7 protein-coding genes are annotated in these 7,150 nt (G+C 44.0%); 6 read left to right on the top strand and 1 reads right to left on the bottom strand.

Annotation, left to right across the window (positions count from 1 at the left end; translation table 11 throughout):
* The first annotated feature begins 446 nt into the window (after nucleotides 1-446).
* The 5 genes from VN105_RS14245 to VN105_RS14225 all read left to right on the top strand — a co-directional run bounded on the left by VN105_RS14245 (nucleotide 447) and on the right by VN105_RS14225 (nucleotide 5,780).
* A complete protein-coding gene (locus VN105_RS14245) occupies nucleotides 447-1,988 on the top strand; it encodes an alpha-L-fucosidase (RefSeq protein WP_325641987.1) in 1,542 nt (513 codons plus the stop codon).
* Nucleotides 1,989-2,099: 111 nt separating this feature from the next.
* Nucleotides 2,100-3,368: an L-fucose:H+ symporter permease gene (fucP, locus tag VN105_RS14240; protein WP_325641985.1), complete on the top strand. Its 1,269-nt coding sequence runs from the start codon at nucleotides 2,100-2,102 to the stop codon at nucleotides 3,366-3,368.
* 18 nt (nucleotides 3,369-3,386) lie between these two features.
* Nucleotides 3,387-4,403 carry an aldo/keto reductase gene (locus VN105_RS14235; RefSeq protein ID WP_325641983.1) on the top strand — a complete coding sequence of 339 codons (1,017 nt, stop codon included), beginning with the start codon at nucleotides 3,387-3,389 and terminating at the stop codon, nucleotides 4,401-4,403.
* A 15-nt stretch (nucleotides 4,404-4,418) separates the two neighbouring features.
* Nucleotides 4,419-4,754 carry an L-rhamnose mutarotase gene (locus tag VN105_RS14230; RefSeq protein ID WP_325641981.1) on the top strand — a complete coding sequence of 112 codons (336 nt, stop codon included), beginning with the start codon at nucleotides 4,419-4,421 and terminating at the stop codon, nucleotides 4,752-4,754.
* Between the two features lie 9 nt (nucleotides 4,755-4,763).
* Nucleotides 4,764-5,780: a zinc-binding alcohol dehydrogenase family protein gene (locus tag VN105_RS14225; protein ID WP_325641979.1), complete on the top strand. Its 1,017-nt coding sequence runs from the start codon at nucleotides 4,764-4,766 to the stop codon at nucleotides 5,778-5,780.
* On the opposite strand, the gene VN105_RS14220 is transcribed toward VN105_RS14225, so the two are convergent.
* On the bottom strand, nucleotides 5,733-6,110 hold the full coding sequence (locus VN105_RS14220) for a hypothetical protein (RefSeq protein ID WP_325641977.1): 378 nt from the start codon (nucleotides 6,108-6,110) through the stop codon (nucleotides 5,733-5,735). The two genes, VN105_RS14225 and VN105_RS14220, sit on opposite strands and share 48 nt — an antisense overlap.
* A gap of 685 nt (nucleotides 6,111-6,795) precedes the next feature.
* Between VN105_RS14220 and VN105_RS14215 the strand changes: the two genes are divergently transcribed.
* The coding region (locus VN105_RS14215) for a ligand-binding sensor domain-containing protein (RefSeq protein WP_325641975.1) at nucleotides 6,796-7,150 on the top strand (355 nt) is incomplete at its 3' end.

The raw sequence follows: 7,150 nt of genomic DNA, 5'->3' as shown, positions 1-7,150 counted from the left end.
ATTCCATTTGGAATCAAGGTTTACGTGGTCAACGTTCAATAACGTGAATGTTTGTTTTAGTGTTCTTTTGATCATACAATACAATTATCGGCTAGAACACCCGATCGGGAATACTGTTGGCTGCCTGACAGCTAATTTATTCTTCCAATATTATGCTTTTGCCATAGCAATGATAAGTAAATAGTCGGTTTTGTATAAGAAAAAGTCTAATTAAGCCAAATGTTTGGTGAGTGTTTCGGAGTAAGTTTGATCTATCATTACCAGTTTCTTTTATAACCGGGAAATGCCAGTAGAAAAAGGGTAATTCCGGCATATAGCAGTAGTCAATAAAATTAAATTCCATGAGAAGAAGAACGCTGATTAAAGGTCTGGCGACAGGCATATCATCCCTATATCTATCTGATCTTTTTGCACACAATCTGTTAAAAACTCATTCAACACCACGTTTGGCGCCAGGTCCATTTCAGCCTACCTGGGATTCGCTCGGGCAATACCAGGTACCCGATTGGTTTCGTGATGCGAAATTTGGCATCTGGGCGCATTGGGGACCCCAATGTCAGCCGGAACATGGCGATTGGTATGCCCGCGGTATGTATGAGGAAGGGAGTGGTCATTATAAGTACCATCTTCAAAAATATGGTCACCCTTCAAAATTTGGGTTTAAGGACGTAATAAACGAATGGAAGGCAGAGAACTGGCATCCGGAAGAACTGGTTGCCCTGTACAAAAAGGCCGGCGCCAGGTACTTTATGGCGATGGCTAATCACCACGATAATTTTGACTTGTACGACAGTAAATATCACCGGTGGAATGCTACTAAGCTGGGACCCAAAAAAGATCTTATTGGAGGCTGGGCAAAAGCAGCCAGGGAAGAGGGCCTGCCCTTTGGTGTAACAGTTCACGCTTCGCATGCCTGGACCTGGTATGAGGTGGCTCAGCGCGCCGATAAAAACGGACCCTACGCCGGTGTTCCTTATGATGGTAAACTAACTAAAGCCGATGGGCGTAACAAGTGGTGGAATGGTTATGATCCCCAGGAACTATATGCTCAAAATCATGCTTTGAGTAAAGATAGTCTGAAAGGTAACATGGGAGCCTACTGGGACTGGGGGAATGGCGCAAATGTGCCCAGTAAAGCTTACTGCGACAGTTTTTTAAACCGCACCATTGAACTCATTGATAAATATGGCCCTGAACTCGTTTATTTTGATGACAATGCGTTGCCACTTTGGCCAGTGAGCGATGCAGGTTTAAAAATAGCGGCGCATCTTTATAATACCAGTATCAAAAAACACGGAAAATTGCAGGCTGCCTTGTTTGGTAAGATGTTGAATGAGCAACAGCGAAAATGTATGATATGGGATATTGAGCGCGGACAAAGTAATCAGATAGAACCCTTGCCCTGGCAAACAGACACTTGTATCGGGGGCTGGCATTATGACCGCCGCCTGTTTGATAACAAAGGTTATAAAAGTGCCACAACGGTAGTACATACGCTGGCCGATGTGGTAAGTAAAAACGGTAATCTTTTACTTAATATTCCGGTACGTGGCGATGGTTCCATTGATAGTGAGGAGCGGGCCGTAGTAGAACAGGTGGCTGCATGGATGCAGGTGAACAGTGAAGCCATCTACAGCACCCGCCCCTGGAATGTATTTGGGGAAGGGCCAGCCATGGAATCAGTGGTGGCTTTGAGTGCGCAGGGTTTTAACGAAGGAAAAGGCAAACCATTTGGAGCAGAGGATATTCGTTTTACCACAAAAGGAAAAACACTTTATGCAATTATGTTGGGATGTCCGGCAAATAATACGGTATTAGTTAAAACCCTGGCTGCAAATAACCGGGTGGGACAGGTGAGTCAGGTAAGCCTGCTGGGAAATGAAAGGCTGAACTTTCAGCAAACGTCCGAAGGTTTAAAGGTGCAGTTGCCGGAACAAGTACCATGTAAAGAGGCATTTGTATTAAAAATTGAGGGGGCTATCGTTTAATATTTGGATAAGTACGTACACATGTTACCTCTTATCAGAACAAAGCAGGTGACTGATGCAGGCGCCATAGATAAATCCTGGTCAGTCACCCGCAAAATTTAAGATTCATATATGGCAAAGAACCATACACTCTTCCCGTTTATCCTGATTACAAGCCTGTTTTTCCTATGGGGTTTTGCACATAATCTTGATCCTATATTGATACCGCATCTGCAGAAATCATTTACGCTTACTACTGTTCAGGCTACCCTGGTTGATTCCGCCGTGTTTATTGCTTATTTTCTGATGGCTTTGCCCGCAGGATTTATTATGAAGAAATATGGCTATAAAACCGGGATTATCACCGGTTTGCTGGTTTTTGCATTGGGCTCTTTTTTATTCATTCCAGCTGCCAACACGCAGCAGTATACGTTTTTTCTTATTGCGTTATTTATTATCGCCTGTGGTCTGACAATTCTGGAAACAGCGGCTAATCCTTATGCATCGTCGCTTGGAGATCCTGCATCTTCCACACAGCGACTAAATTTTGCACAATCATTTAATGGATTGGCTGCCACACTGGCGCCAGTAATAGGAGCGCGTGTTATCCTTACAAAAGGGTATACCGTAGCGGAATTAAGTACAATGACGAATGAAGGCCGGCAGCTGGCCCTTGCTGCCGAAGCTGCCACCGTAAAAATGCCATATTTTATTTTAGGAAGTGTGTTGGTATTGATAGCGGTCATTTTTGCCTTCACCCGCTTGCCGGCGATTCAGACAAATGAAGGGCATGCAGCGAGCAAGAATATTTTCCATGCTTTTAAACACCATCATCTGACGTGGAGTGTTATTGCACAGTTCTTTTACGTAGGCGCCCAGGTATGTGTGTTTAGCTTGTTTATTCTCTATGCCACAAAGGCCGCCGGTGTAACGGAGGTAAAGGCGGCTGATTACCTGGGAGTGTGCGGCCTGGCATTTTTAGTGGGAAGATTTATGGGAACTTATTTAATGCAACATTTCAGCTCGTCGGGGTTACTGGCAGTATATGCAGTCATTAATATTTTGCTTTGCATAATTGCGGTCTGCGGGTCTGGTATGATCACGATTTATACGGTAGTTGGCATCTGCTTTTTCATGTCTATTATGTTTCCTACTATTTTTGCCCTTGGCATCAGGGATTTACGCGGCGACACCGAGTTTGGGAGTAGTTTAATCATTATGTCTATTGTAGGAGGCGCTATTCTGCCGCGGGTATTTGGCTATATCAGTGATGTAACGGGAAATATTCAATACGGGTACATGGTGCCATTGGTCTGCTTCATAGCGGTGGCCTTTTTTGGGTTCAAAGGTCATCGTGTAAAAGTGAGGCCTGAAAAATTAATTGCTTCAACTATTCTTTGATAATAAGTGATGTCTGGTATGGAAAAACTCATATTGCCAAAAGTAATTTTTGGCACCAGCGGGTTGGGAAATTTATATGTAGCGCTCCCGGATGAAACAAAGCTATCCATCGTAAAGGAATGCCTGAAATGTTCGCCAGGTCCGGTTATATTTGATTCCGCCGGTAAATATGGCGCCGGGCTGGCATTAGAGCAGTTGGGCCGGAGCTTAAAACAATTGCAGGTCAAACCGTCGGATGTGCTGATCAGTAATAAGCTGGGGTGGCTGCGTACCGAACTAAAAACGGCAGAACCCACTTTTGAACCGGGCGTATGGCGAAACCTGGAACATGATGCCGTTCAGAAAATAAGTTACTACGGCATCCTGGAATGTTATGAACAGGGCAATAAATTATTGGGCGACTATCATGCGGAACTGGTATCCGTGCACGACCCGGATGAATACCTCGCAGCATCAAAGAGTGAACAGGAGCGGCAGCAACGTTATCAGGATATACTGGATGCCTACCGGGCCTTACATGAGCTGAAGCAGGCGGGTAAGGTCAGCGCCATTGGAGTAGGAGCCAAGGATTGGCGGATCATAGCAAAAATAGCGGAAGATGTAAAACTGGATTGGGTGATGATTGCAAACAGTATGACTGTTCATAGCCACCCTGCGGCGTTGGTAGATTTTATGTTAAAGCTGGAACAGCAGGATATTGCCATTATAAATTCATCCGTTTTTAACGGTGGTTTTCTTACCGGATCCGCTTATTACAACTATCAGTTAACAGACCCGGTAAAAGATAAAACCTTATACGATTGGCGGGATCAGTTTTACCGGTTATGTACCAATTACAATGTAGCGCCGGTAGCGGCGTGTGTGGTTTTTGGCATGAGCGCACCCGGCGTGAGAAGTATAGCTTTAAATACTACGCAGGCGGAAAGGGTGGCACAAAATGTTGCATTGCCCCATTCAATGATCCCCGAGGGGTTCTGGAAGGAAATGGAAATTGGAGGATTGATTGATCCTGCCTATGCCGCCGGTTATTTGTAAATATTAAATGTCGCTATGAAAAGATACTGTTTAGCCCTTGATCTGAAAGACGATCCTCAATATATTGCGGAATATGAATACTGGCACAAAGCAGAAAATGGCTGGCCGGAAGTAAGAAAGAGTATCCTGAACGCCGGGATTGCTGAAATGGAGATTTATAGAACAGGCAACCGCTTAATGATGATTATGGAGACGACCGATTTGTATAATGAGCAGGACAAAAAAGCATCGGATGCAGCCAATCCTAAAGTGCAGGAGTGGGAACAGTTAATGTCAAAGTTCCAGCAACCATTACCCTGGGCAAAAGAAGGAGAGAAATGGGTGATGATGAAGCAAATCTTTCAACTTTAAAAAAATAACATGCGAACAATAGTTTGTGAGGAACCGGGAAGATTAGTACTGCAGGAAACCGAAAGGCAGGCGCCGGGAGAAGGCTATGTCCAGATCAGGATCCGCAGGATCGGTGTTTGTGGCACGGATCTGCATGCCTTCAAAGGAACACAGCCTTATTTTAACTATCCCCGTGTATTAGGTCATGAACTATCGGGGGAACTGGCAGATGCCAACGGGGCAGCAGGATTTACAAACGGAGAGGTAGTGACGTTTATTCCTTACCTCAACTGTGGGAATTGTATTGCGTGCAGGTCAGGGAAGCCTAATTGCTGTGTTAAGATGAATGTTTGCGGCGTTCACATCGACGGAGGAATGGTGGAATACCTGAATGTTCCCGCGTATACGTTAGTACATGGTGATGGCCTGGGTTATGATGCCCTGGCCCTTGTAGAGCCTTTAGCCATTGGCGCACACAGTATCAGGAGGGCGGATGTAAAACCCGGTGAGTACGTATTGGTTATTGGCGCCGGACCGATTGGGCTGGGCATCATGGAATTTGCACGTATTGCAGGTGGTAAGGTAATTGTTGTTGATATAAATGCACAGAGATTAGCGTTTTGCAGCGGGAAACTAAAAGTGGATCATGTCATCGATGCTTCTACTGAAAACGTGGTGGATCAACTGGCGGCTATTACGAATGGCGATATGCCTGCGGTAGTCATTGACGCTACTGGTAGCTTGAGTGCAATCAATAACAGCTTTCAGTATATAGCGCATGGTGGCAGATATATCCTGGTGGGTTTGCAGAAAGCAGATATCAGTTTCAGTCATCCGGAATTTCATAAGCGTGAAGCTACGTTAATGAGCAGTCGTAATGCAACACGGGAAGATTTTGACCACGTTGTAACAGCTATAAAAAACGGTTGGGTGCAACCTGGAAATTATATTACTCACCGTATAGCATTTGAGAATATTACAACGGAATTTGAAGGCCTGTCAGATCCTTCTAAAGGGGTTGTTAAAGCAATTGTGGAACTGAATTGATGTTTCCTTTGTATTCCATTGCGCCAGGTCGGATCCGTTGCCTGTCTGGCCGAGGCCATCAAGATATAAACCAGTTGCCCTGTTTCTTAACTTTACAAATCCACCGGCGCTTTCCATCGTCCATTGTACTACGGTTAAACAGGCCAAAGTCTGAGGCGCCATTCCCCCAATAGTAAAACATGGTACCCCAGGAGGCATCTGCCAGGCATTTTCGCCACAAATAGCCTCCAGCGTATTGCCAAGGTTCCAGCCAACTCTCATCTGGCTGGCTACCTGCTGTGCTGTTGGCAGCTGACTCCAGGCAGGAATTGATAAGAAAATTCCGGCCACTACAAATAGAAGTTTGCATCTGTATTTTAACAGCGCGAATAGAATGGAAAAATGTTTCCTGGTGTTAGTCTTTTTAGATCAGGTTGAAAATGATTATTAACTATATTTATATGAGTAGTGCGTCTGGAAGAAAAAGCTATATTTGCCAAATGGAGTCTGTTCCACGAAAATGAAGGACCTTTTACCTTTGTTGTGTAAAAAATTATAACAGCAAATCATCTGCAGATACCACAGTAACCGCGAACTTAGATGAAATAGCCGGCGGTATTGCAAGGGTTCTTTTTAAAGCAACAGGTCAGCATCATTACATCATTTTCGAAATCTTAAAGAGCCCCCATCCTCTTTGATCATCACTGACTAGTTGTAGTAAATATTTATGTGTTTAATTGACACTTAAAATCGTATTTTGTGAGTACGGACTTTTTAAACAGATCGTATAATGAAGGGAAGTCCGGGAAACGGGAGGCAGTGACCATATTTTCATAATAGGGCAAAATATTTACGTGGAATAATATTATAAAGTTAAATACACTGCCCCGTAATAAGTTGTATAGAATATTTCGTATCAGGGCATGAAATGTTATAATATGCTGAAACGATCGTTCCTGGCGACCCGAACAGGAAAGCGGCGCCAACCGGAATTGTATGAATGCCGGATAATTATTTATACCTAAAACCTACTTTGATGCGTTACCTTTTGGGGTTTGTTTTATTGCTGCAATCCGTTACAGCTTTATCACAAAGTGTACATTTTAATTTTTCAAAGATTAATACCTATAATGGGCTTTCTCATAACCAGGTAAACGCAGTGCTAAAAGATGGGGATGGTTTTTTGTGGTTTGGAACTACTTATGGACTGAACCGCTATGATGGCTATTCCTGTAAGATATTCCGTAAGGATCACAATGACAGCACTTCCCTGAGAGCTAATAATATTACCGGCTTTTATGAGCTGCCTGGCCGGAAAATGTGGGTGTCGACGATGGGAGGGCCCTGTATTTATAACGCAGATACAGAGAAGTTTGATGCTGACTGCGATA

The sequence above is a fragment of the Chitinophaga sp. genome, assembly GCF_035564935.1.
Taxonomy (GTDB): Bacteria; Bacteroidota; Bacteroidia; order Chitinophagales; family Chitinophagaceae; genus Chitinophaga.
The sequence above is the reverse complement of the archived record's forward strand: the minus strand, read 5'-3'. Positions and strand labels throughout refer to the sequence as shown.

What these genes read in the sequence shown, in the direction of transcription:
- fucP (WP_325641985.1), top strand. Translation starts at nt 2,100, where the DNA reads ATGGCAAAGAACCATACACTCTTCCCGTTTATCCTGATTACAAGCCTG.
- VN105_RS14235 (WP_325641983.1), top strand. Translation starts at nt 3,387, where the DNA reads ATGGAAAAACTCATATTGCCAAAAGTAATTTTTGGCACCAGCGGGTTG.
- VN105_RS14230 (WP_325641981.1), top strand. Translation starts at nt 4,419, where the DNA reads ATGAAAAGATACTGTTTAGCCCTTGATCTGAAAGACGATCCTCAATAT.
- VN105_RS14225 (WP_325641979.1), top strand. Translation starts at nt 4,764, where the DNA reads ATGCGAACAATAGTTTGTGAGGAACCGGGAAGATTAGTACTGCAGGAA.